The sequence below is a fragment of the Coleofasciculus sp. FACHB-1120 genome (assembly GCF_014698845.1).
Taxonomy (GTDB): Bacteria; Cyanobacteriota; Cyanobacteriia; order Cyanobacteriales; family FACHB-T130; genus FACHB-T130.
The window spans coordinates 142,857-165,457 of the sequence record NZ_JACJTV010000004.1 but is presented as its reverse complement, the minus strand read 5'-3'; the positions used below and the strand labels follow the sequence as shown (position 1 = coordinate 165,457).

General features: G+C 46.2%; 23 protein-coding genes. 15 read left to right on the top strand and 8 right to left on the bottom strand.

Annotation, left to right across the window (positions count from 1 at the left end):
* The first annotated feature begins 45 nt into the window (after positions 1-45).
* The 3 genes from H6H02_RS06300 (at position 46) to H6H02_RS06290 (ending at position 3,935) form a co-directional block, all read left to right on the top strand.
* Positions 46-1,164: an aldo/keto reductase gene (locus tag H6H02_RS06300; RefSeq protein WP_190815727.1), complete on the top strand. Its 1,119-nt coding sequence runs from the start codon at positions 46-48 to the stop codon at positions 1,162-1,164.
* 204 nt (positions 1,165-1,368) lie between these two features.
* A complete protein-coding gene (locus H6H02_RS06295; protein ID WP_190815725.1) occupies positions 1,369-2,451 on the top strand; it encodes a class I fructose-bisphosphate aldolase in 1,083 nt (360 codons plus the stop codon).
* A 317-nt stretch (positions 2,452-2,768) separates the two neighbouring features.
* A complete protein-coding gene (locus H6H02_RS06290) occupies positions 2,769-3,935 on the top strand; it encodes a pyridoxal phosphate-dependent aminotransferase (protein ID WP_190815723.1) in 1,167 nt (388 codons plus the stop codon).
* Here H6H02_RS06290 and H6H02_RS06285 read toward each other — a convergent pair.
* Together H6H02_RS06285 and H6H02_RS06280 are read right to left on the bottom strand one after the other, a co-directional pair.
* Positions 3,932-4,357, bottom strand: a complete 426-nt coding sequence (locus H6H02_RS06285) for a PIN domain-containing protein (RefSeq protein WP_190815721.1) — start codon at positions 4,355-4,357, stop codon at positions 3,932-3,934. The genes H6H02_RS06290 and H6H02_RS06285 overlap by 4 nt on opposite strands.
* On the bottom strand, positions 4,354-4,584 hold the full coding sequence (locus H6H02_RS06280; RefSeq protein WP_190815720.1) for a hypothetical protein: 231 nt from the start codon (positions 4,582-4,584) through the stop codon (positions 4,354-4,356). The genes H6H02_RS06285 and H6H02_RS06280 overlap by 4 nt, the downstream gene beginning before the upstream one ends.
* 468 nt (positions 4,585-5,052) lie before the next feature.
* On the opposite strand from H6H02_RS06280, the gene H6H02_RS06275 reads away from it, so the two are divergent.
* Positions 5,053-5,310, top strand: a complete 258-nt coding sequence (locus H6H02_RS06275) for a hypothetical protein (protein ID WP_190815717.1) — start codon at positions 5,053-5,055, stop codon at positions 5,308-5,310.
* Positions 5,311-5,407: 97 nt separating this feature from the next.
* Here H6H02_RS06275 and H6H02_RS06270 read toward each other — a convergent pair whose 3' ends face one another.
* Positions 5,408-6,454, bottom strand: a complete 1,047-nt coding sequence (locus H6H02_RS06270) for a 3-deoxy-7-phosphoheptulonate synthase (protein ID WP_190815715.1) — start codon at positions 6,452-6,454, stop codon at positions 5,408-5,410.
* A 673-nt stretch (positions 6,455-7,127) separates the two neighbouring features.
* Here H6H02_RS06270 and ggt point away from each other — a divergent pair.
* Positions 7,128-8,684 (top strand): gamma-glutamyltransferase, encoded by a 1,557-nt coding sequence (ggt, locus tag H6H02_RS06265; RefSeq protein WP_190815713.1) that lies wholly within the window; start codon positions 7,128-7,130, stop codon positions 8,682-8,684.
* An 8-nt stretch (positions 8,685-8,692) separates the two neighbouring features.
* Here the strand turns inward: ggt and H6H02_RS06260 are convergent, their stop codons facing one another.
* Both H6H02_RS06260 and H6H02_RS06255 read right to left on the bottom strand, forming a co-directional pair.
* Positions 8,693-8,989 (bottom strand): acylphosphatase, encoded by a 297-nt coding sequence (locus H6H02_RS06260; RefSeq protein ID WP_190815711.1) that lies wholly within the window; start codon positions 8,987-8,989, stop codon positions 8,693-8,695.
* Positions 8,990-9,130: 141 nt separating this feature from the next.
* Positions 9,131-9,406 carry a hypothetical protein gene (locus H6H02_RS06255; RefSeq protein WP_242040581.1) on the bottom strand — a complete coding sequence of 92 codons (276 nt, stop codon included), beginning with the start codon at positions 9,404-9,406 and terminating at the stop codon, positions 9,131-9,133.
* A 408-nt stretch (positions 9,407-9,814) separates the two neighbouring features.
* Between H6H02_RS06255 and H6H02_RS06250 the strand changes: the two genes are divergently transcribed.
* Together H6H02_RS06250 and H6H02_RS06245 are read left to right on the top strand one after the other, a co-directional pair.
* Positions 9,815-10,426 carry a CPBP family glutamic-type intramembrane protease gene (locus H6H02_RS06250; RefSeq protein WP_190815706.1) on the top strand — a complete coding sequence of 204 codons (612 nt, stop codon included), beginning with the start codon at positions 9,815-9,817 and terminating at the stop codon, positions 10,424-10,426.
* A gap of 365 nt (positions 10,427-10,791) precedes the next feature.
* On the top strand, positions 10,792-12,297 hold the full coding sequence (locus tag H6H02_RS06245) for an adenylate/guanylate cyclase domain-containing protein (RefSeq protein ID WP_190815704.1): 1,506 nt from the start codon (positions 10,792-10,794) through the stop codon (positions 12,295-12,297).
* Here H6H02_RS06245 and H6H02_RS06240 read toward each other — a convergent pair.
* Both H6H02_RS06240 and H6H02_RS06235 read right to left on the bottom strand, forming a co-directional pair.
* Entirely contained in the window at positions 12,294-12,584 is a 291-nt protein-coding gene (locus H6H02_RS06240; protein ID WP_190815702.1) for a DUF3593 domain-containing protein, read from the bottom strand. The genes H6H02_RS06245 and H6H02_RS06240 overlap by 4 nt on opposite strands.
* The gene (locus H6H02_RS06235; protein ID WP_190815700.1) at positions 12,584-12,925 is read right to left on the bottom strand and encodes a DUF2499 domain-containing protein; all 342 of its coding nucleotides are present in this window, start codon (positions 12,923-12,925) and stop codon (positions 12,584-12,586) included. The genes H6H02_RS06240 and H6H02_RS06235 overlap by 1 nt, the downstream gene beginning before the upstream one ends.
* A gap of 144 nt (positions 12,926-13,069) precedes the next feature.
* Between H6H02_RS06235 and csaB the strand changes: the two genes are divergently transcribed.
* Positions 13,070-14,122 (top strand): polysaccharide pyruvyl transferase CsaB, encoded by a 1,053-nt coding sequence (csaB, locus tag H6H02_RS06230; protein WP_190815698.1) that lies wholly within the window; start codon positions 13,070-13,072, stop codon positions 14,120-14,122.
* Between the two features lie 314 nt (positions 14,123-14,436).
* Positions 14,437-15,975, top strand: coding sequence for a hypothetical protein (locus tag H6H02_RS06225; RefSeq protein WP_190815696.1), 1,539 nt, complete (start codon positions 14,437-14,439; stop codon positions 15,973-15,975).
* A 61-nt stretch (positions 15,976-16,036) separates the two neighbouring features.
* On the opposite strand, the gene H6H02_RS06220 is transcribed toward H6H02_RS06225, so the two are convergent.
* Complete coding sequence (locus H6H02_RS06220; protein WP_190815694.1) at positions 16,037-18,193, bottom strand: flavin-dependent dehydrogenase; 2,157 nt, start codon at positions 18,191-18,193, stop codon at positions 16,037-16,039.
* Between the two features lie 229 nt (positions 18,194-18,422).
* On the opposite strand from H6H02_RS06220, the gene H6H02_RS06215 reads away from it, so the two are divergent.
* The 6 genes from H6H02_RS06215 (at position 18,423) to H6H02_RS06190 (ending at position 22,596) form a co-directional block, all read left to right on the top strand.
* Positions 18,423-18,653 (top strand): hypothetical protein, encoded by a 231-nt coding sequence (locus H6H02_RS06215; RefSeq protein WP_190429539.1) that lies wholly within the window; start codon positions 18,423-18,425, stop codon positions 18,651-18,653.
* A gap of 20 nt (positions 18,654-18,673) precedes the next feature.
* Positions 18,674-19,429, top strand: a complete 756-nt coding sequence (locus H6H02_RS06210; RefSeq protein WP_190815692.1) for a phosphatase PAP2 family protein — start codon at positions 18,674-18,676, stop codon at positions 19,427-19,429.
* A 41-nt stretch (positions 19,430-19,470) separates the two neighbouring features.
* Positions 19,471-19,956, top strand: a complete 486-nt coding sequence (locus H6H02_RS06205; protein WP_190815690.1) for a glutathione peroxidase — start codon at positions 19,471-19,473, stop codon at positions 19,954-19,956.
* 12 nt (positions 19,957-19,968) lie between these two features.
* Complete coding sequence (locus tag H6H02_RS06200) at positions 19,969-20,397, top strand: DUF1824 family protein (RefSeq protein ID WP_190815687.1); 429 nt, start codon at positions 19,969-19,971, stop codon at positions 20,395-20,397.
* Entirely contained in the window at positions 20,394-21,215 is an 822-nt protein-coding gene (locus H6H02_RS06195) for an SDR family oxidoreductase (protein ID WP_190815685.1), read from the top strand. Before H6H02_RS06200 ends, H6H02_RS06195 begins: the two co-directional genes overlap by 4 nt.
* Positions 21,216-21,426: 211 nt before the next feature.
* Entirely contained in the window at positions 21,427-22,596 is a 1,170-nt protein-coding gene (locus H6H02_RS06190) for a pyridoxal phosphate-dependent aminotransferase (protein WP_190815683.1), read from the top strand.
* Positions 22,597-22,601: the final 5 nt, after the last annotated feature.

Genomic DNA, 22,601 nt, shown 5'->3' with positions numbered 1-22,601 from the left:
TATTAATTCTGAAGAAGAAATGAGTGAAATCAGCCGGGTAAGCCGATGCCAGATGCACATGATGATAACGCAGCCGAGAATCGTCGCCCAGAGATTCTGAACTGGAAGCGCAGGCAGTTTCTGCAACGACTTGGCGTTTTGGGAGCCGGAGTAGCGATCGCCGATCGCATCTTGCTACACCCACACCTACAAGTCAATGCTGAGACAAATCTATCGCCAACCTCTCAGGCAACGCCAATAAAACCAGGCGAAATCCCGCGCCGAAAACTCGGACGCACTGGCGTAGAAGTTTCGGCGCTGACACTTGGCGGCTTTCACTTGGGGGTTCCAAACGAACCAGAAGCGATCCGGATTGTTCAGGAAGCGCTGGATGCTGGCGTCACCTTTATGGACAACGCCTGGGAATATAACGAAGGCGTTAGCGAACAACGGATGGGTAAGGCGCTGCAAGGTAGACGGGATAAAGCTTTTGTGATGACAAAAGTTTGTACCCACGGACGCGATCGCAAAGTCGCCATGCAGCAACTAGAGCAATCTTTGCGGCGTCTGAAGACGGATTATATCGACCTGTGGCAAGTTCATGAAGTTGTTTACGACAACGACCCGGAAAGACATTTCGCGAAAGGGGGCGTTATGGAGGCTTTAGATGAAGCCAAGCGGCAGGGTAAAGTTCGGTTTGTCGGCTTTACAGGTCACAAAGATCCGGCAATTCACCTGAAAATGCTTTCCTATGATTATCCCTTTGATACTGTGCAACTGCCGCTGAATTGTTTTGACGCCAGCTTTCGCAGCTTTGAGAAACAAGTTCTCCCAGAACTCAACAAGCGTGGGATTGCCGCTATTGGGATGAAAAGTCTCGGCGGTGAGGGCGAACCGATTAAAGCAGGCGTTGTCACCGTTCAAGAAGCGCTACGCTATGCTATGAGTCTTCCCGTGGCGACCACGGTGAGTGGGATTGACTCGCTACAAGTGCTGCGCCAAAACTTGAATATTGCCAGGGGTTTCACGCCGATGACTCCAGAGGAAATGCAAGCAGTGCGATCGCGTTATGCAACCTATGCTGCTGATGGGCGCTTTGAACTTTACAAAACATCAAAGAAGTACGACGGATCACCGGGTAGAGAACAGCACGGATTTCCACCTAAAGAGCAAGTTGAAACTTGAAGCGGTACGCTAGGTTTTATGGATGTTCTCTCGTTAAGTAAAGACAGGCGGTAATTGGAATTGGAGTGCTGAGTTTTGAATAAAGCATTTTAAACACAAAACTCAAAATGAAAAACGCGCTACCCTAACAAAACTCTCGATTGATTATCCCTTTTCTGTGCATCAGTACTGCCCACCAAAATTAAAGTTTTCAGGAAAACGGCTATGACTACTACGCTATCTATGCCCAGTTTTCTAGAGTCGAATCTTGGTCAAGAAGCAGAAGACCTTCTGACTCACAAAGCGAAGATTTCCAAAAATTTACTGCATCTGCCAGGGCCTGATTTCGTAGACCGAATTTTTGCCAGTAGCGATCGCAACCCGCAAGTGCTGCGAAGTCTCCAGCAACTGTATTCAACCGGGCGTTTAGCCAATACTGGCTATCTTTCCATCCTGCCAGTAGACCAAGGCATCGAACACTCAGCTGGTGCTTCTTTTGCACCCAACCCGATGTATTTCGATCCTGAGAATATCGTCAAACTTGCGATCGCTGCCGGTTGCAATGCCGTTGCTACCACGCTGGGCGTTTTGGGCATGGTTTCTCGCAAGTATGCCCACAAAATCCCCTTCATTCTCAAGATTAACCACAACGAACTGCTCACCTACCCCAATCAATTTGACCAGATAATGTTTGCCTCGATCGAGCAAGCTTGGAATTTGGGGGCAACTGCGGTCGGGGCAACGATTTACTTTGGTTCAGATCAATCCACGCGCCAAATTCAGGAAGTCAGCCAAGCATTTGAACTCGCCCACGAATATGGGATGGCAACCATCCTTTGGTGTTATCTCCGAAACAATGCTTTTAAGCAAGACAAAGACTATCACCTGGCAGGGGATCTCACGGCTCAGGCAAATCACTTGGGCGTGACCATTCAAGCAGACATCATTAAACAAAAGCTGCCTGAATGTAACAACGGATATGCTGCGGTTGCCAAAGCCGCAGGTGAAAGTTACGGCAAAACCCACGACCGGGTTTACACTGACCTGACGACCGACCATCCAATTGACCTTACCCGCTACCAGGTGCTGAATTGCTACTCTGGTCGCGCTGGATTGATTAATTCCGGAGGTGCATCGGGGAAAAACGACTTTGCCGAAGCAATTCGCACCGCCGTCATTAACAAACGGGCTGGGGGTACTGGATTAATTTCCGGTCGCAAAACCTTCCAGCGTCCGTTTGAGGAGGGAGTGAAGCTATTTAACGCCATCCAAGATGTTTATCTGTCACCAGATGTAACCATTGCTTGAGCGCGGGGTCTGTTTCTCCAGATGGATAAGCCCCAAAGCGTGTTTTTTAAGAACCCCTAAGGTACAAAGACACTAAAATGGAAAATTTTGTGTTTCCTTGGTGGCTTTGTGCCTGGGTGTGAATCGTCAGAATATGGGTAAGAACCAGGAATTCAGTTGAAAAAGTAAAAAAAATGCCAACCTGGAGTCTGATTGCAGGATACTCTGAAAGACTAGAGAGTTACCAAGTGCGAACTGGCAAGTCAGCGCAACGCGATCACACAAGCTAAGTTACTTTGGCAATGGCTCTCTAAGTTAGTCTCACGAGTGGGGTAAGGATGAAGCTGGCAGCACGAGTGGAGCAAGTACAGCCTTCTTTAACATTGGCGATCGCAGCTAAAGCCAAGGCGATGAAGGCGGAAGGAATGGATGTTTGTAGTTTCAGTGCTGGGGAACCGGATTTCGACACCCCGACGCATATCAAAGTCGCTGCCCAAAAAGCGTTAGACGAGGGCAAGACCAAGTACGGCCCAGCGGCTGGGGAACCGAAGTTAAGGCAAGCGATCGCTCGCAAGCTACAAACTGATAATGGACTCAGCTACATGGCTGAAAATGTCATCGTTACCAATGGTGGCAAACATTCCCTCTATAACCTGCACATGGCGCTGATTGAGGCGGGAGATGAGGTGATTATCCCCGCCCCCTACTGGCTCAGTTATCCGGATATGGTGGTTCTGGCGGGTGGGACTCCGGTGATTGTCCAGACAGATGCCTCCACCGGCTACAAAATTACGCCGGATCAACTCCGCGCATCTTGTACCGAACGGACGAAGCTCTTTGTCCTCAATTCCCCTTCTAATCCCACCGGCATCGTCTATACGCCAGCAGAGTTGGCAGCATTGGCAGAGGTGGTGGTGGAGAAAGATATTCTAGTTGTCTCTGATGAGATTTACGAAAAGATTATCTATGAAGGAGTGCAACAGATTAGTATTGGTTCGCTGGGGCAAGAGATTTTTGAGCGCACCCTCATTAGCAATGGGTTTGCGAAAGCTTACTCAATGACGGGTTGGCGAATTGGTTATCTCGCAGGTCCCGAAAAATTGATTAAAACAATGAGTACCATCCAAGGACACAGCACCTCAAATGTGTGTACTTTTGCACAATTTGGCGCGATCGCTGCTTTGGAAAGTTCTCAAGAGTGTGTGGAACAAATGCGCCTTGCCTTTGCCGAACGGCGAAAGGTAATGTTAGAACGTCTTAACGCCATTTCTGGACTCAGTTGCGCCAAGCCTGACGGTGCTTTCTATTTGTTTATTAATATCGGCAAGACGGGTTTAACTTCTCTAGAATTCTGTGATGCTTTACTAGAATCTCAGCAAGTTGCTGCCATTCCAGGAATTGCTTTTGGTGCCGATGACCACATCCGTTTATCCTACGCGACGGATATGAACTCGATTGAGAAAGGCATGGACAGATTAGATAAATTTATGCGAGCGCTACTTTAGTCCAAGGCTGGCGACAGACGATCTCGTAACTCACTGACGAACAAAATCGGCAAAGTAGCACCCGCGAAACCCTGAGAATCGCGGGTCACAATGGCATCAAGACGATCGGCGATCGCACAAGCTAATTGGAGTGCATCTTCAAAATCTCTCAAATTAGATGCGATCGCTCTCTCCAATCTCAAATGGTCAACAAGGCACACTTCCATAACTTCTAGTGTCTCAATTACAGCAAGTCTCGCCCGTTCAAGGCTCTGTGTCTGCTTTCTAACAATGTAGAAGATATCAGTTAAGGTGGTTGCTGTGACATACCCCTGAATCTGCCCTAAGTCGATAGCCTGGAATAAAGCTCTAGCATCCTCATTGAATGGTTCTCTTTCCAGCAGCCCATCCAGCATAATGTTGGTATCTATTAATACCTTCATTTCAGATATTTCTCCACCAACCTTTCTTCTAACATTGCCTCAACTTCCGTATCTGTTGGCGGTGTTCGATCCGTTTTCGCTAGTCCCATCAATCGTTCCGCTGCGCCTTTACGAGGGCGGGGGGGGTGGAGTTCGTGTCGAAGCGACTCGATGAGCGCACTCACTAATTCCAAGAGATCGCTCACCGATAATTGATCTGCTTGATTTTTTAATTCTTGCAAAGACATTGTTGATCTTTCCTCAAATATTTCCTGACAATTTTACTGTAGACGACTAACGCGATCGCGTCCGGAGAGCATCAACCCTGTTCGGCAATTTAAGCTCTAAAAGCGATCCCTTTGTCTATAGGAATTCTAGTTTGGGTGTCATACATCAGTATGGGCATGGCAATCAAAAAGCCTCTACTGAACGTTAGAACCGCTATAGCAGTTGATACGCGCAAAATCCAAGGGCGTTGTTTGTGATGCAAATCACAAGCAACGCAAGAGTGCGAACTGACAAGTCAGCGCTTCGCTATCGCATTCTATTTAGCTTGTCGTCACTCAGCATAGGACTTTCACTCTTATTTATTAGTTTCATCACTCTTCAGGCTGATAGGTGTCACTTTTTTTGTAGACAGCTATCACTTATCCCGACAGAGGTTGCAGTGCATAGTAAGAATAAGATACAGAATCTCATAAGCGGAGCTAAATTAAATGTTAGCGACTTCTAATTTTTTATACTCTCACAGCCGCTATAACGGTGATGTAAAACCAGAAAATTTGGTTTTTAATGCAAATCTACAAGAATTTGCCCAACGAGTAACTTATATCAGTTGTCTGGCAAGCAATGGCAAAATTCCTCTAGAGAAAGCTTTCCAAGACATTGAAATGCTTTGGAAACAGTTGGAAGATTCAAAAGAACAACTGGGTGTGGGCGGGCATCCTTTCCAATCAGGGCAAGAAAACAGTTAGTTTGTCAGTATCGGTGAAACTACTTTCACCGATACTAAAAGCGCCTGTGGTAGTGAAGTGCAAACTTGTCAGTTCTTACTCTCAAGAAACTGCTTTTTTATTTTAATTTTTCGTAAGCAGCTAAGATAATTTTTTCGGTTTCCTCCCAACTAATACATTTATCCGTTACCGAAACACCATATTTTAATTCCTCTAATTGGCTAGGAATAGGTTGACTGCCTTCATACAAATTTGATTCCAGCATCATGCCAACGATAGATAAATTTTTCTCCACTATTTGTTGAATAACATTTTCAAAAACTGCCGACTGTTTTTTATAGTCTTTATTTGAATTTCCGTGACTACAGTCAATGACAATTTTTGGAGGTAAATTAGCCGCTTTTAATTTTTCCTCCGCAATTTTTACATTCGCAGCATCAAAGTTAGGCTGTTTAGCACCGCCCCGTAAAATAATATGACCGTAAGCATTTCCTTTTGTTTTAAAAATGCTCACCTGTCCCGTTGCATTAATTCCTAGAAAATGGTGAGGTTTTCTAGCTGACTCCAGAGCATTTAAAGCGACTTGAACGCTACCATCAGTACCATTTTTAAAACCCACAGGCATTGAAAGTCCGCTTGCCATTTCGCGGTGAGTTTGCGATTCGGTTGTGCGTGCCCCAATCGCAGACCATGCAATCAATTCGCCAATATATTGAGGGACTATAGGATCGAGAGCTTCTGTAGCAGCGGGTAATCCCAATTCAGTTATTTTGATTAGCAAATTCCGTGCAGTTAATAAACCCTTTTCTATTTGGAAAGAATCATCCATATCCGGATCGTTAATTAATCCTTTCCATCCCACGGTAGTCCTTGGTTTTTCAAAATACACTCTCATGATCAGCAGCAGCTTATCATTCACTCGGTCGGAGAGATTTTTTAGCCTATAAGCATATTCTTCAGCCGACTTTATATCATGGATAGAACAAGGGCCAACTACAATAAATTTTCGACTATCTTTCCCATCTAGGATATCCTCTATTTCATTCCTAAAGTTTAAAACGGTTTTTTCCGCCTCATCTGTTAAAGGTAATTTTGATTTAACTTCATTTGGAGTTAAGAGAATATGCGACTCTTCAATATGAGTGTTGAATAATTGGGTTTCCATCGGGTATGATTCCTGGTTTTTGTATGCGTTAGGGATTGAAGTCCAAATGTAATGTTATAGACAGGGTGAAAAAATTCATCTAACTTAGATAAAAAAATTAATAAAAACGCTGAACCCTAGCTGCAAGCATTCCCCACAGCAAATCTTGGCGAAGCGATCGCTACCTGAATGCACCCTGACCCAAGCTGAGAGCGATCGCTTCGCTGACTCTCCTAGGGTTGCTAGCTAAGCCATTCATTTCAGCAACGGTAATTCCTCATTGATTTCAGCGATTTCTGCTAGGATGCTTAGCACTCCAAGTATCTCAGGTAGTTTTCCCTGCATTTAAAATTAGCAAGTTTATCTTGTGTATGTTGCCTCTTCTACCCTTACGGAGTCATCCGTTTCAGCAAGCACTGTTGTTTTTCGAGGCATAAGGCACAGATAGAATCCTTGATTTCTAGTAAAGTCGGGAATATCATTTCGTTTTTCCTACCAATTTTATTGTATCCAATCGCGATCCGACGCTCGTGGTACTCTCATCATGCAAATATAAGAAAGCGCGATCGCCCTTAGCCAATTTTTTGATTAATACTCACAGCAGCATCAAACGAGCTTTAATGAATATAGCGCCAGCGTCCTACATACTGACTACCTAGCTTCTATTACCTCTAGCTTTCCGTACTCAATATTTATGCATAAAAAAACTCACGGTGCGATCGCCGCTGGACATCAAAAAACTGCCGAAGCTGGAATTGAAATGCTCCAATTAGGGGGAAATGCATTTGATGCGGCGGCGGCTGCAATCCTAGCATCTTGCGTTACTGAAACTGCGCTGACATCTGCCGGGGGTGGTGGGTTTCTTTTAGCTCATACTCAGGATAATCAAAATATTTTGTTTGACTTTTTTTCTCAAACGCCACGACAGAAAAAGAGCCAGGAACAGCTTAATTTTTATCCAGTCGGGATTAATTTTGGCGATGCAGTTCAAGAGTTCCATATTGGGCTTGGCTCAATGGCTGTCCCAGGAAACCTCAAGGGCGTTTTCCACGTTCATAAAAAATTAGGTAGATTACCTTTTAATGTGGTTGCTGAACCGGCAATCCGTTATGCAAAAACGGGTGTTGAACTAAACGATTTTACCTATTACTGTTTGACAATCCTCAGCCCCATGCTGCTTGGCTCTAAAGAGATGCAGCAAGTTTTTGCCCCAGAGGGGAAACTTGTCCAGCCTGGAGGAACCGTCTTGATGAGGGATTTTGCTGATACGTTAACTTATTTAGCTGAAAGTGGAATTAGAGAATTTTACGAGGGTGAAATTGCCCAATGCTTAGTTAATGATTGCCAAGATTATGGAGGTTATTTAACCTTAGAAGACCTTAAAAATTATCAAGTGATTGAGAGAAATCCTCTGGTTATGAATTACCGGGGGAACACCTTTTTAACAAATCCGCCACCCAGCTCTGGCGGCATTTTGATTGCTTTTGCTTTAGAGCTGCTTTCAAAAGTTGATTTAGCTGATATGGAGTTTGGCAGTTCTCGCCATTTAGAAATATTAGCTCATGTGATGCGTCTAACTAATGAAGCTAGAAAGGATGGATATAACGCTTATACTCATACAGAAGATATTGCCCAAACTTTTTTATCATCTGAACATTTAGCTATTTATGAAAATCAATTAACTGAAGTTGTCAATAAATGGGGAAGCACTACTCATATCAGTGTGGTTGATAGCGAAGGCAATGCGGCGAGTGTTACCACTTCCAACGGTGAGGGGTCTTCTTATGTGATTCCGGGAACTGGCATCATGCTTAATAATATGCTAGGAGAAGCCGATTTAAATCCGCATGGATTTCATAACTGGGAAGAGAATACGCGAATTTCTTCAATGATGGCTCCGACTATCGTACTGAAGAATAATCAACCAGAGATTGTCTTAGGTTCCGGTGGATCGAACCGCATTAGAACCGCAATTTTACAGGTGATTTCCAATATTATTGATTTTGAAATGGACGTTGATGCAGCGGTGAATAATCCTCGCGTTCACTGGGAAAGTGATATTTTCAATCTTGAACCAGGCTTTAGCGAAGAAGAACTTAAAAACCTGATGCTTCCGGGTAGTAATGAATTAATTTTCTGGAAACAGAAGAATATGTTTTTCGGTGGCGTTCATAGCGTCATGGAAAATTCGCAAGGAGTCATAACCGGCGCTGGCGATCGCCGTAGAAGTGGAGTCATTGCTACCTGTTAAAATTGCCTCTATCGCCACATTTCAAATCCGCGCAGTCCTTCCGGCGTTTCGTACTCAACCGCCACCGCTTTCACCATAGCAGCAGGTGGCCCTTTGTGACACCATTGAATTACCTCTTCAACATCTACCTTACTTCCTTCAAAAACAGCTTCTACACGCCCATCGGGGAGATTCTGCACCCAGCCGCTGACGCCTAACTGGATCGCTTCATCCAACGTTGAGAACCGAAAGCCAACTCCCTGAACAGTTCCTGAAACGATTACATGAGCGCGGATTTGTCCCGCCGGGGGTGATGAATTCTGCATCTGTTTTTTCTTGTCTACAACAGCTTTTTAGCTCAAAAGTATTGCCTGGGTTCATTTTAAGCAGGAATGGCGTCAGCTATTGAGCTAACGCCATTTAATCCTTTAACAGATTGTGTGGATGGTTAATCCAACCCGACTATTTTAATCGTCGTCATCATCATCATCATGGTGTTTGCGGCGATGGCTGCGCTTATGTTCGTCATCATCGTCGTCATCATCATCGCGATGTTCACTACGATATCTATCTCTGCGATCATCATCGTCATCATCATCGTCATTACTGCCACGATACCTATCGCGATCGCGGTACTCCCGATCTTCATTGCGATCGCGATATTCCCGATCTTCATTGCGATCGCGGTACTCCCGATCTCGATCGCCTCCTTCCCTATTCAAACCGGGTATGTTTCTGAACATATCGCCGATTCCCATAATGTCCCTCCAAAGTCAAATTGAGAATTTTTGTTATTAAAGCTGTGCTAATTCTCGAAGTTTGTCACAGGGATTTGACAAATATCTCTTCCAGCAGGTAGAGATTCTCATCAAGAGAAAGTTTCGTAAACTTGCGTAACAATATGTTTTTGAACACCAAGCTTTCAAAGGTTTACGCAGCAGGAAGAGGAGTTTAAACTTAACCGTATGTACTTCTCGTGCTACCTTTTTTATTCAGAAAAAATTTTTCTATCGTTGGTAATTTTTGCCCTTCCTGAGAAATATTTATCTAGTCGATAGTAAATGACACTAGAAGATTACTTTACGTAGCGAGAAAGGCTCTCAGTAGTAAAATTAAATTTTGAAAAGTATCTATCTAAGGAAATATCTTTAATGGTTGATGCGTATATTAGTAATGTGCCAGCGATCGCAGCCACATTTGAGCTTTCAATAAATGCGATCGCGCTTTCGCAAAACCTGGGAATCGTCCATCGCTTGATTGCATCTACCTCTACACTTCCTAATGCCCAAGCTTGGCTGTATTCCGCTGCATTGGTACTGATATATGCCCTAATTTCACTCCCTATCGGATTCAACTTGGGTTTTCTAAAACTTGATATAGAAACATCCTGGGAAATCATTGTCGGCGTAATCGCCCGTTGTTTCTTTTCTCCCGCGATATCTGAAGAGTTATTCTTTCGCATTTTACTACTCCCTCATCCTACAGAAAATGCTACTCCTGCTACTCTGTGGCTGTGGGGAGGTATCAGTTTAGCAATGTTTATTATCTATCATCCACTCAATGCCGTAACTTTCTACCCAGATGGACTCCAGACTTTTTTTAATCCAGTTTTTCTATTCTTGGCAGCACTTCTAGGTGTTATTTGTACTCTTGCCTATTTTCAAAGTGGTTCTCTATGGCTGCCAGTAGCAATCCATTGGCTAATTGTAGTCGTCTGGTTACTTCTATTTGGTGGGTATAAGAGAATGTCTGAAAAGTCGTAATTGAGACGCTAAAATGATAGAGATAACCCTTGCACCCCGCGAAGAGAGCGCCGCTATACGGAGAAGGAAGAACTAAGTATTAATAACCCAGTGAGAAATTTCTATTATTAAAATAAATCCTGAACAGCATCAACCTTTAGTCAGTAAAACCTAATATTTAGATAAAAAAAGGTTGTAAAACCTTGACATGAGACTTTTTTCTTTATAGCGCTAGAACAAGCCTCACACTTTTACCAAGCTACTGGAAACCTGGTTTAACTGTGGTAGCCCAGTTAAACTTGTCGTAGCTTAGAAGATGAAAAGAAACTAAAGGGTGTTCTGCTTGGAACAAAGGTATCGCTAGATGAAACAGTAGGAGAGATTCAATGAATCTGCAAGGCTCCCCTGGAGATAGGCGTACAATTCGCCAGTTAATTGCGAAAAGTCTAGCAAAAATCATTCAACTGCTGAATAAACAGACGATTCTGGTTTTGACACTCCTATTATGTGCTGGGATAGCGGGAGCTTTGTGGAATATGTCCCATCTCTCGTCAAACCTAATTCAATCACAAGCACTTCAGAATGCAGCCTTGTATGCCCAAGCGATAGAGGAAGCACGCACCCTCTACAGCTCCGAGATCATACCGCGGATAGAAGCAGTTCCTGAAATTACGATTACTGACAACTACGCCACTCAAGAAAAGGCAATTCCCGTACCAGCAACATTCTTGATAGAACTCAGTCAGCGCCTCGCCCAAAAAAATCCTGGGATGTCAGTCCGACTCTATAGTGAGTATCCCTTTCGCCAGCGGCAAGCGACAGGCGGCCCCAGAGACAATTTTGAGTGGGAAGCGCTTCGCGCCTTGAGGCAACATCCCGATCGACCCTTTGTTCGTTTAGAGAAGTTTCAAGGGCGTTTGTCATTGCGATATGCACAAGCCGATCTCATGAAGGCTAGCTGCGTTGCTTGCCACAATACCCACGTTGATAGTCCCAAAAAAGACTGGAAAGTGGGGGATGTTCGAGGAGTTTTGGAAATCTCTAGTCCGCTGGATGAGTTCATGGCAAAGACTCAAACAGGACTGCAAGGAACTTTCGTAATGTTAGCGCTACTGTCTCTACTAGGGCTATTAGGAATTGCCCTCGTGATTGGTAGACTGCGTCAAACTTCCAAGGAGCTAGAGTTGCGCGTCATTGAACGCACGATGCAATTACAGGAGGCAAATCAGGAACTGACGGTGGAACAGGAAAAGTCTGAAAACCTGCTCCTGAATATCTTGCCAGAGCCGATTGCTAGACAGCTCAAAGATGGGCAAAGTAACATTGCCGATGGATTTGCCGAAGTCACGATTTTATTTGCTGATTTGGTTAATTTTACTCAGCTTTCAGAAAAAATATCACCCAAAGAACTTGTCTGGTTGCTGAACGAAATCTTCTCTGGGTTCGATCGCCTCACCGAACAGCATAACTTGGAGAAAATTAAGACAATTGGCGATGCCTACATGGTAGTAGGAGGTCTTCCCGAACCCCGACCCGACCATGCAGAAGCGATCGCCCAAATGGCAATCGATATGCAACAAGAAATTGCCCAATTCAACGCCAAGCATAACCAAGCACTCAGCATCCGCATTGGGATTAATACTGGCCCAGTCGTTGCTGGAGTCATTGGCACTAAAAAGTTCATTTATGACCTTTGGGGAGATACCGTGAACATTGCTAGCCGGATGGAATCTCACGGGTTGCCCGGTGAAATTCAAGTAACGGCTACAACTTACGAATACTTACAGAGTCGATATGCGTTAGAGCAAAGAGGCTCGATTCAGGTCAAAGGCAAAGGGGAAATGCAAACTTATCTTCTCAAGGGCAGAAAGCGTGAAGTTTCCCTGACTTAAAGACTTGCCTTTTTTTGAATCACCGCTTGTCGAAATCCCAGCACAATCAGAATATTAGAAAGCGTCAGAAAAACCTCTGCGCCCCCGTGCAGCCAATCGACATTTGCTAAGGACTCCTCATAGCCAACTTGGGCATAAATTCCAGCCGGAATCGTGACCCCCACGAAAACTAACGTCATGTAGAAACCAATTAAAGCTAAACGCGGCATCTGCCCACTTCGAGTCAGAAACCAAAGAAAGCCTAAATAGGGGAATAGAGAGAGTGCAAAAAGGGTTTCTTTAGACATTACCGTGACTTTGGAGAGATAATTGGCGCATCGTCTTTTTGATTGGCAGCGGGTGATGAACGCCAAATCCACCAAGCAGCCGCTAAAAGGGTGAAGTTACCCAGCAAAGTCATCGCCGCCTGAAGCGTCACCAGCCATTCTAAGGATTCTGGGTTGTCAAAATAGTGCCAAGTGCAGGCACACATGGCGCTGACTAATGCCGGTAGCATGGCAAAGGATAATCCCCACCAAGCCCGATTGCGAGTTACTTCGCCGTAGATCCAGATCAACCAAATAGCGGCAATCCACTCGATGACGCTGGAAACGTGAATAATCCAGGTAGGAATTGAGAGTGCGTGCATAAAGAAGTTTTTGAGGGTTAAGGTTGAAGTTTTGAATTAGAAGTCTTAACTCAACCCGTGCTAGGCATCGCTTCGCTAACAAAATTCAAAACTCATCACTCTTTTTCTTATAGTACCGCTCGGCTTTGCTGGTAAAGTTTGAGCATGGGACAGATTCGAGCGGTTTTGTGTGGATATTATGGGCAGGGCAATGCAGGCGATGAAGCATTGCTGGCATCGTTGCTGCAAATGTTACCAGCTGATGTGACGCCGATTGTGCTTTCTGGGAATCCCAAAAAGACGCGCGATCGCTATGGCGTAGAAAGTTGTTCGCGCAAGGCTTTCTTACCAGTGCAGCAAGCACTCCGCAAATCGGATGTTTTCATCTGGGGGGGCGGGAGTCTGATACAAGATGCTACCAGTGCCCTAAGTCCCCTCTACTACGGGGGATTGATGGGATTAGCCCAGAAGCGGGGATTGAAAACCATTGCCTGGGCGCAGGGAATTGGCCCCTTGAACCGCAATTTGACTCGCTGGATTGCGCGAAAAGCGATCGCAGGTTGCCAAGCCGTCAGCGTGCGCGATCGCGCCTCTGCTGCCCTGCTGATGAATTGGAAAATCCCCTATATCCAAGCCCCAGACCCGGTTTGGGCGTTAGACGCGAAGCCAGTAAAGGGACTATGGGATTTACCGGCACCGAGAGTCGCCGTCACCTTGCGATCGCATCCCCAACTGACTCCCGCGCGACTTGCCAACTTAACTCACGCCTTGATTGACTTTCAAAAAGCCACTCAGACCTGCATTTTACTGGTGCCATTTCAAGCAAGTCAGGATCTAGCGATCGCTCAGTCTATTCAACCGCAATTACCAGGTGCCAGCCATATCTTTTCTCTCAATGACCCTAGAGAATTGAAAGGATTATTCCAGGGCGTCGAAATGGCAATCGGGATGCGCTACCACAGCTTAATTATGGCGGCAGCACAAGAATGTCGCTGTTTCGCCCTCAGCTACGACCCCAAAGTTAGCTTGCTGATGGAAGAACTCAATCTGCCGGGGTGGGACTTAACTCAATTGCCTGACGACCCCAACTTGATTAGTCAAACTTGGTTAGAACACTACGTCAACGGCGACCCCCTGTCACCCCATCAAATACAGTCCTTAGTTGATCGGGCACTGATGCATCGGGATTTGTTGAATGACGCTTTAGCGCCAGAATAGCTCTGTCGGGACACAACACCCTAAATGAAAAATCTTGGTATCTTCAGGACTTTTCGATGAAAGAAGCCATTCCCGAAGGGAGGTGCGGCAAGAATCAACCAAGGCATAAACTTCTTCTAGACGTTGCATCTCAAGCAATTTGAGTTCGATTTCCTCGTCGATGCGAAATTTGAAAATGGTAGAGTGACTCCGAGAGCGTCGTGGAATAATCTTAATTAGAATTATTGCAATCTAGGCGCTTTCTAAAGCTGTGAATTGATCGAGCGACAGCCAGTCCATTTCAAGCACCCATGACCTTCTCTTAAATCAGAGCAATGAGTGAAGCTGACACCCCCCAAGAAGCTAACCAGTCCCAGTCCTTCCCCGAATCAACCGATCCTCCCATAGACGATCCTGTAAAGGATGAAACAGATTCTAACCTTCATCTTGTACAGGAGACAGCACCCGCACAGGACGAGATCCTGGAAGTAATAGAAGTCGTCAGCTTAGTTCATCGCCCACCCGCGCTAGTGGACGATGAGGTGGGTGCCGCAAAGACAACTGATGATGGGGATAGGGTGCATCGGGAAAAGTCTGAGCCGCAGTCATCGTCTGTAGAGGCGGGAAATTTGTTTCCACTGATGGCTGAGTTGCGTCAGCGCAATCGGGACTTAGTCAGCCGAGTGAATCACTTAGAGAAGGCACTGGGGGATTGTCAGGAGGCGTTGCAATTGCAAAGACAGCGATCGCAAGCTCAAGAAAATATCCTCACCTCTACAACCCAAGAACTCAACGGGACGCAAGAACAAGTCACCCGGATGTTCCGAGAACTAGAATCGTCTCATCAAGCTGCCCAGCGCCAACAAATCTTAATTGAAACCGTCACAGAACAGCTGGAAAACAGCCAAGAACGCATCGCCCAGCTAGAACGGGAATGTGCCTTCACCCAGCAACGCTATAACGAACAATCTCACGCACTGTTGCAAAGCGAAAATACAATCCGCGAACTCCGCACCCGGTTGCAACGCCAGCAGCGCCAAACCCTGCAATTCAAGTCGGCGTTAGAAAAGTGTCTGGAAATGCCTCCCCCTACTGAAATCAATTCAGATACCAGACCTTCTCCTACCTGGGCGCGCCGCCATCTCAAAAGCGCCCACGATTCCCAATCCCTCCTCCCCAAAGCGCCGCCGATTCAACCTTGGTCAGCACAATCAGCATTCCAAGAAGAACCCGCCCAGAGTGAGGAAAATTGGGAGATTTCAGTACCGCCTCCGGCTTATTCACCGATTACAGACGCTACCTCCTTCGTTTCGACGGAATGGGAGCCTTTAGAAGAAATACCTGCCTCTGAGAGCCTTGGAGCCACCGATGAAGAGGAGATATGGCAATGGGGAATGCTAGACTCAGACTCCGATCCACTTATGGATGATTTTCTGATGCCCTCTGAGCTGGAAATTTCTGGCAATGAAGATTTCAGCGATGAATTAGCGATCGCTTCTGCCCAGGAAAATATCGCAATTGAGAACGAATTGGAAGAGCTGCTGCTGGCTGTCAGTTTCGATCCAGATGAGAACGATGAACCGGGCACGAGGTATTTTCCAGAAGAGGTCGAATTAACTTCTTCATCCTCGTTCATCTTTGAGCCTTCTGAACCAGAAGTCTCATCAGAAGATGCTGGAGTCACTGCTGAGGAAGAAACGGAAACGGTATCCCGGAGAGAATTTCCGGCTGCTGTGCCAGCCCAGCGCCCTGACCCCATCCTCTCCCAACCCAACTGGCCCTCACCCCTGCTTTATCCGACACGTCCCCCCAAAGGGCGGAAATCGTTGGCGGCGATAGAATTGCCAACGTTTCCCAGAAAAACTGGCGCATAGACATTAAAAATTAAAAAAGCAAAATTTAAAATTGTTCTTTTAAATTTTGCTTTTTTAATTTTTAATTTTTAATCGCGACCCTCTCCGATGGCTTTTGCCTCTGCCCTTCCCGTGGGGAAAGTTGACGGTTCTTTTGAGGACGCCGCATCCCAGCAGTGAGGGCATAGCTTTGAGTCAGCAGCCACAACCACAAAGCGGGATAGCGTTTTTCTAGCGAGGGTTGTAGACGCCGGATAGCGCTCGGAAACCAACCTCCCAGCAACCAAACAACAAGGGCATAGCGTGTAAAGCTGAAATAGCTGCCCAACCAGCGCAGGATATCCTTCGCACCAGCGAGTTCCCAAATCCATAACAGTAAAGCTGGATTGATCCAAGCGGCTTTTAGCGCCAGCCGATTGAAGGTTAGCCAATTCACTCGGTCTTTAATAAACGTGTCTGCCACCTCTGGGGGTTCTGTCGCCAAAAGCCCAAAAAAGGTATTCAGCATCGAGTTAATTCGCTGCGGCGGTAAATAGGTGCCGGTGGGAACCATCATGCCTTTAGAAAATAGCCAGGTAACGGAGACGTTACTTTGATAAGCGCGAATCTGGTTTAAATGGCGGGCTTGGAGCAAGTCATGTTTGAGAGCGGTATCGAGAAGGTTGGTTAAACGGGAGAGATTGCGAACCAGGGAACCGAAGCCGGTAAAGACGAGGGGAGATTGGAGAGAGGCAGCATCGCCAATGCCAATCAGTCGATCGAAGGCGACCGTGCGATCGCCACTTCCAACACTAAAGTGACCCGGAATATACCCAAATGTCGGCTTTTTCCACACCAGCTTCTCCATATCGCAGCGGCGATACTCTGGCAAAATGTTGAAAAAATCTTCATACATTTCTAATAATGAGCCGGGATTCTCAGGATGCACCTGATGATAGTGGAACAAGTAGAAGGTAACTTCCTCACCTTCAGCCGGGAATAACTCCCAAATCAGCTGGCGTCCCCGCGAAATATCGCCGTGACTGTTCAGTACATCCCCGTATTTGGAATCCCATACTCCCGGCTCAAACCCGCTAGCAACCACAGCTCCGACGGTTGGGCAAACACTATCAAAAGTGCGGCCTCCATTCAACTGCCATGCAATCGGCGAAGCGGTTCCCATCGCATCTACCAGCAGACGTCCGCTGGCTTGGCGTTGAGCTTGGCTGGGCAGATGTTTCGCTTGCACAGTAACTTGCGATCGCTCAATATCCGCCCGGATAAACTCCGTCTCATCCCAAATTTCCCCGCCCGCTTTGGTGAGTTTTTCCCCACACAGACGCAGTAGTTTCTCGGCGTCCAATCCCACATTCAGCACCGTTGGGGTATGCAATACCTGTGCTTTTAGCTTGGGTGGATTATTGGCATCGAAGAATTTGTGAAATCCGTCTACATATTCGGCTGCAATCAGGCTTTCAAACTCCCCCGGAGTAAATAAGCCTAAATCAATCAAGCTTTGAAATTCATCGCGGGAAATATTCCACTCCCGGTTCATCCGCCCGAAAGGTAGCCGTTCCAGCAATAGAACCCGGTAGCCGAGTTGAGCCATGACAGCAGCGTGGATGACGCCCAAGGCACCACCTACATAAATCAGGTCGTAGGAAGAGGACTGAGGGGGGAGGACTGAGGAATCAGTAAAGGCTTCATCTCCCTTTTTATTCCCCCTGTCCCCGTCTCCTCGGAAGATAACCTGTGCTGGCTGCTTCGGATTGCGAACGCTCTCGCGCCAACGTTTCTCCCACCAATAGACACGATTCAGGTCATATTCCCCGTTCGGCATTTTTTGAAAGAAGCGGACTGTTTCCGGGTAATCGTGAGCCAAAGCTTCAAAAATAGACTGCTTTGACAAATCAATCGCCGGTGGTTCTGGATATTGTTGGGCAAACCGGCTTCTCAGATTGGTAGTAAGTTGTTTCAGGATTTCTCTTTCACCGGGGACAGCCTTCTGTGTCCAACGGAAGACCTTCAGATACGTGGTTCGCTGCACCGACCAAAGAAAAATGGAGAGTTCGGGTTGCGGAATCGCGGGATTTCGGGCTGTATCCGTTTTCCTAAGGCTCCCAGGATCGGAAAATTGCAGCCTGATACCGTCGGGCGTGAGCAGTTTCTCCCCTGCTGCTGGATTGTACTCCTGTTGCAACCAGGTGCGGACGGCGACTATATCCGGGGTAGGAACTTCTAAGTAAAGTATTTCTCTCATATTGGCGATCTGCATTAGGGAACCTATTCCTGAGAAAGACAGAGTGAACCGGGGTCAAAGTACGCTAAACTTCCGGATACGAATTGCTTAGAATTGATTAAAAAACTTTACACAATTCTCATTTTCTTAATGTACAGGGGTGCAACTGTTGGACGGGCGGGGAACCGCTCACGACGAAAGCCCTGAGCGATGAATCCTTTAAACCCGCCCATAGACTATGACCTACGCCATGAATTATCCCATCCCAGCCAGTCCCCAAGAAATTGTTGCCCTACGGCAAAAGCCCGTTGATGAAGAATTAGTTGCGGCAGCGATCGCTGGAGTCGTTCAAATTGCCCGTCAAGAGGGGCAGTCTTTAGACGAATTAACCGCCCAAGTGCTAGAAGAAGATAGTCTGCTGGATCAGGCACAAAGACACTGGCTTAGCGACATCGTTGCCCAAGCTTGGGCTAGCCTCTAGCAAATTAGAACCGCCAAATCATGCGCGAAATTGCCAAGCGAGTTATCTCCGCGTTGCCGCAGTGGTGGCGATCGCACATATTGCCCTTGTTATTTACGATTCCAGCGGCGGGTCTGTTTGTTGCTGCTCTGGGGCTGTGGGGATTTGCCCAAATTGCTGACGAAGTTTTAGACAAAGAAACCCAAGCCATTGACACGGCAATTCTAGTGGCTATCAGAAGCCTGCACGCGCCGCTGCTCGATCGGCTAATGCTGGGATTCACATTTGTGGGAGAACCTACGGTGTTGCTGGTCATTTGCTTGGGCTTCGGGATTTGGCTGTACCGAGGCGGTCGGCGAGGGCAAGCTATAACACTTGCGATCGCTGGAGTGGGTGCGGTTGGCTTAAACTATTTACTCAAGGTGGTATTTGGTCGCGCCCGTCCGGCACTTTGGGATCGGGTGATTGATGTGGGTCAATACAGCTTTCCCAGCGGTCATGCGATGATTTCAATGGTTGTTTACGGCGCACTGGGCTATTTACTGGTCAAGCAGTTGGGTAGATGGCACATCGCGATCGCTACCGGGACACTGCTATTGGTTACGGGTATTGGTCTGAGTCGCCTTTATCTCGGCGTCCATTGGCCTACAGATGTCGTCGCTGGCTATGCAGCAGGGATTGTGTGGTTGATGACCTGTATCCTCAGCCTAGAAATTTGGCAAGAATATTACAAGCCAGCCCTTCAAAAAACGCCCGTCCCTAACGAAGAAGAATCCAATATCACTAACCGCAGATAAGGGAAAACGCACCTAAATCAGGGTGTATAGGAGTGAAATTAATGAGCAGCAAAGTCTCTGACATCGCCGTAAAAACTATCAACGGTGAAGATAAACAACTTTCCGAGTACGGCGGAAACGTACTTTTAATCGTAAATGTCGCTTCCCAGTGCGGCTACACGCCTCAATACAAAGGATTGGAGCAGTTAAACCAAAAGTATCAGGATAGGGGATTGCGCGTTCTAGGATTCCCCTGCAACGACTTTGGAGCGCAAGAACCCGGTAGCAATGAAGAGATTATGAATTTCTGCACGACCAACTATGGCGTCAGCTTTGAGATGTTTGACAAAGTTCATGCAAAAGGTCAAGAACAGCACCCGCTTTATGCTCGGCTTACCAGTGCAGTACAGCCTACGGGAAATGTTTCTTGGAATTTTGAGAAATTCTTAATCAGTAAGCAAGGTGAAGTAGTGGCTCGATTTAATAGCAGCATAAAGCCAGATTCACCAGAATTGATTGCAGCGATTGAGCGGGAATTAGCCCAGTAAGCCTAGGAATTTATGTCTGTCCAGAATTCATCCAGCTTAACCGTTCAAGAAGCACATAAAATTCTCAAAATTTTCGACTGCTTGAAGATAGATTCCAGTGAAGATACACCGGATAAAAATTCAATTCGTCAAGCGCTACTTTTGGTAACAGAGCTTTCTGATAACCAAATACTAGGGGTTTGTGCCGATACAGCCGAGCAAGGGATTGAAGCTTTAAAAACCTATGCAACTGCTTTGGGTTATGAAGTCAATAAAGATTTAGCGACGATTGATGGCTCTGTTTATATTAAATTCAACCCTCAGACTAACTTATGTTATCTCAATCCGTACATAGGAGAACATCGCGGAGTTTTGGTGTCCTGCCAGTCTGCGAGTGAAGACGGAATTAACGAGATGTATGGTCATTTGCCTCTAGATTTATTTACATCGGAATCTTCATGAACGTTGCAATCATTGGCTGTGGTTATGTGGGTAAGCCAATTGCCCAATATTGGCGTCAAGAGTTAGGATTTACTGTTACCGCAACCACAACTTCTTCCGAACGAATTTCAGAATTAGAAGCAGTTGTCCAACAAGTCTTCCTGGTAAAAGGTGATGATTTGGCAGGTCTACAATCGGTGCTGGAAAATCAGGATACTGTACTGCTAAGTATTGGAGCAAAAAATGCCGATGTTTACGAAGAAACTTATTTAAAAACTGCCCATAGCTTAGTCACAGCCTTGAAACAAACTCCTTCGGTACGACAGCTAATCTATACGGGAAGTTATGCTGTCTACGGAGATAGAAATGGGGAATGGGTGGATGAAGAATCACCCGTTGCACCTGCTAACAAGAATGGTCAAATTCTCTGCGATACTGAGCAAGTATTGCTATCAGCTTCCACTGAAAATCTAAGCGTTTGTATCCTCCGTTTAGGCGGAATTCATGGGTCAGGTCGTGAATTATCTAAAATATTCAGTCGAGTTGTTGGTACAACTCGCCCTGGAAACGGCGAGGACTCAACAAACTGGATTCACTTGGATGACATTGTTGCGGCTATTGAGTTTGTCCGCAAGCACCAACTGCAAGGAATTTACAATTTAGTGGATGATGCACATTTGACCTATCGAGAACTTCTTGACCGAGTGTGCGACCAACATAATCTACCCAAAGTTTCTTGGGATGAATCCCAGAAAAGTGTTCGACCTTACAATGCGCGAGTGTCAAATTACAAGCTAAAAGCTGCTGGATTTCAATTGAGTCATCCGGAAACGATATGAATGGAAAGCTTGTGATTGACGTTCTGCGAAACTTTTTGGGTTCTCGCTTTTAAACTGTGTTCGGGGGATTTAAGTTTGTGCAATTGAAATTTTCTCCCCTAAACCTCGCCCTAACGCTCTGCCTCAATAGAAAAAAGGGCGAAAAAAAAGTAATTTTCGATTTTTAAATATTATGAAAAATGCACAATAAACCCTGAATGATGAGTTTTGTATGCTTACCGAATCTTCTCGAATACAGGTGGTGCAGTCGCCAATTATTCCCGTTGTGGGGGAATTGATTCGTAGCTGTCCGGGAACGATTTCTCTGGGACAAGGCGTTGCTTATTATAGTCCGCCGCCAGAAGCGATCGCACAACTGTCCGATTTCCTGGCAGATCCAGAGAATCACAAGTACAAACCCGTGCAAGGTATCTCGCCGTTGCTGGAGGCGATCGCTCAAAAATTAAAATTTGAGAACGCAATTGACATGAATGCTGAGAACTGCATTGTAGTCACTGCTGGCAGTAACATGGCGTTCGTGAATGTGATGTTAGCGATCGCGAATCCCGGAGATGAGATTATTCTCCAAACGCCTTATTACTTCAACCAAGAGATGGCAATTACAATGGCGGGTTGTCGTCCGGTTCTGGTCGCAACGGATGAGAATTATCAACTCCGTCCGGAGGCGGTTCGGCAAGCAATTACCGAAAAAACGCGGGCAGTTGTCACAATTTCACCCAATAATCCCACAGGAGCCGTGTATTCGGAAGCCGCATTGCAGGAAGTGAATCAAATTTGTCGCGATCGCGGCATCTATCACATCAGCGATGAAGCCTATGAATACTTCACTTATAACGGCGTGCAGCATTTTTCCCCAGCAGCGATTCTAGACAGCCACCTCCATACAATTTCCCTCTTCTCGCTGTCTAAAGCTTACGGTTTCGCATCCTGGCGCATCGGCTATATGGTCATCCCAAAATCCCTACTCACCGCCGTCAAGAAGATTCAGGATACGATTTTGATTTGTCCCCCAGTTATTTCCCAGTATGCCGCCTTGGGGGCATTGCAAGCGGGAGTAGGCTACTGCAAAGAAAAGCTAGAAGCGATCGCCTCTGTGCGAGAAATTGTCCTCAACGAATGCGATCGCATCCAATATTTATGCACCATCCCCCCAGCAGATGGTGCTTTTTATTTTCTGCTGAGAGTTCATACAAAATTGCCCGCGATGGACTTGGTAGAACGACTCATCCGCGAACATGGCGTCGCTGTCATTCCAGGTACCGCCTTTGGCATGGAAGATGGATGCTATCTGCGCGTTGCCTATGGTGCCCTGCAAAAAGAAACTGCAGCCGAGGGGATTGGGCGATTCGTGAAGGGTTTGCAGACGATTTTAGGCGCATAATCGTC